Here is a 1114-nt window from a genome sequence, read left to right as displayed (position 1 = left end):
AAAGCGGGCGGAAACGGTTGCAAAGCGGGTGGATGATGGTATAATTAATAAAAAGGAAGATATGCTAAAGATAGACTTACAGTTTTTTGCAGAGAAAGATATAAAAAATCAGGAGTCTAGATCTTTGAAGCGTGCAATCCGTAAATACCAGGCAAGAATTGAAGATCATGAAGCCAAGATCAAAAATCCTAAAGAGATATATCCTGAATGGGATACATATGACCGGCGTTATCAGGAAGGATTAAAGCGGCATTGGAACAAAGAAATTCGAAACTTCCGGCAATCTATTCAAGATCGAATAGACGAATTAAAGGAAAGAGGTGATTACGATGAGTAAGCTCAGCGAAGAATCGTTAAAATACATCATAGCCAGACTGGTTAATAATGCAAATGAAGCCGTAGAAGAGAGCGAAAAGGATAAAGGTAATGTATTTAATCAAGGACGGCGTCTTGCGTACTATGAGATGTTAGATGTCTTGAAAAGCGAACTAGATGTAAGGGATGCAGACCTGAAGGAATTGGGTTTAGATTTTGATGTGAATAAAATCGTATAAAAACCAAACATCACTAGTCAGCAAAGGCCGGTGGCTTTAAGGGGTGAAAAGGTATGGCAAGAGACGATATAGAAGTTATCCAGTATAAAATACTGGCGTACTTATACGAGAGCCTGAAAGCAGGACACGCTACGGCGCTTGAAGAAGTCGCATGGAAATGCAAACTGTTTGACATCACCCGGGAATACTGGCTCGTGATTATGAAAACACTCATAGATTCAGGGTATGTATCCGGGCTCAAGTATGTAGGGGCAAAAGACATGGAGGGCGTCTTGGAAGTTGGGACATTCACCATCACAGGCGAGGGAAGGAAATATCTCGTAGAAAACAGCACGATGCAGAAAGTAAAAGACATGCTTGGCGAAGCATTCAAGATTGTGCTGGGCGGATTGATAGGGATGCTGTAAATTATAACCACCGGCCATTGTTGACTGGTGGTTTTTTCATGCCTATTTTGAGGAGGAAGTCATGATTATTCCCGAAAAAGTGAAGATATTGTATAAGGATTATGCCGTCAGGGAAGAAAGCAATCTACACGATAACAAAAGTGAGCTTTATGG

Annotated in this window: 3 protein-coding genes; all 3 read left to right on the top strand. The window is 40.9% G+C overall.

Annotated elements, in window-relative coordinates; all coding sequences use genetic code 11:
- The coding region (locus tag WGC32_RS15000) for a hypothetical protein (RefSeq protein WP_342683079.1) at positions 1-337 on the top strand (337 nt) is incomplete at its 5' end.
- A complete protein-coding gene (locus WGC32_RS14995) occupies positions 330-554 on the top strand; it encodes a transposase (RefSeq protein WP_191509578.1) in 225 nt (74 codons plus the stop codon). The genes WGC32_RS15000 and WGC32_RS14995, both read left to right, overlap by 8 nt.
- Before the next feature lie 53 nt (positions 555-607).
- A complete protein-coding gene (locus tag WGC32_RS14990; RefSeq protein ID WP_342683077.1) occupies positions 608-961 on the top strand; it encodes a YjcQ family protein in 354 nt (117 codons plus the stop codon).
- Positions 962-1114 lie beyond the last annotated feature (153 nt).

Source organism: Zongyangia acetica (assembly GCF_038739695.1).
Taxonomy (GTDB): Bacteria; Bacillota; Clostridia; order Oscillospirales; family Ruminococcaceae; genus Zongyangia; species Zongyangia gallinarum.
This window is presented reverse-complemented; position numbering and strand designations above follow the sequence as displayed.

Excerpts from the sequence above, each read along its gene's own strand:
- WGC32_RS14990 (WP_342683077.1), top strand. The coding sequence starts at position 608 with ATGGCAAGAGACGATATAGAAGTTATCCAGTATAAAATACTGGCGTAC.
- WGC32_RS14995 (WP_191509578.1), top strand. The coding sequence starts at position 330 with ATGAGTAAGCTCAGCGAAGAATCGTTAAAATACATCATAGCCAGACTG.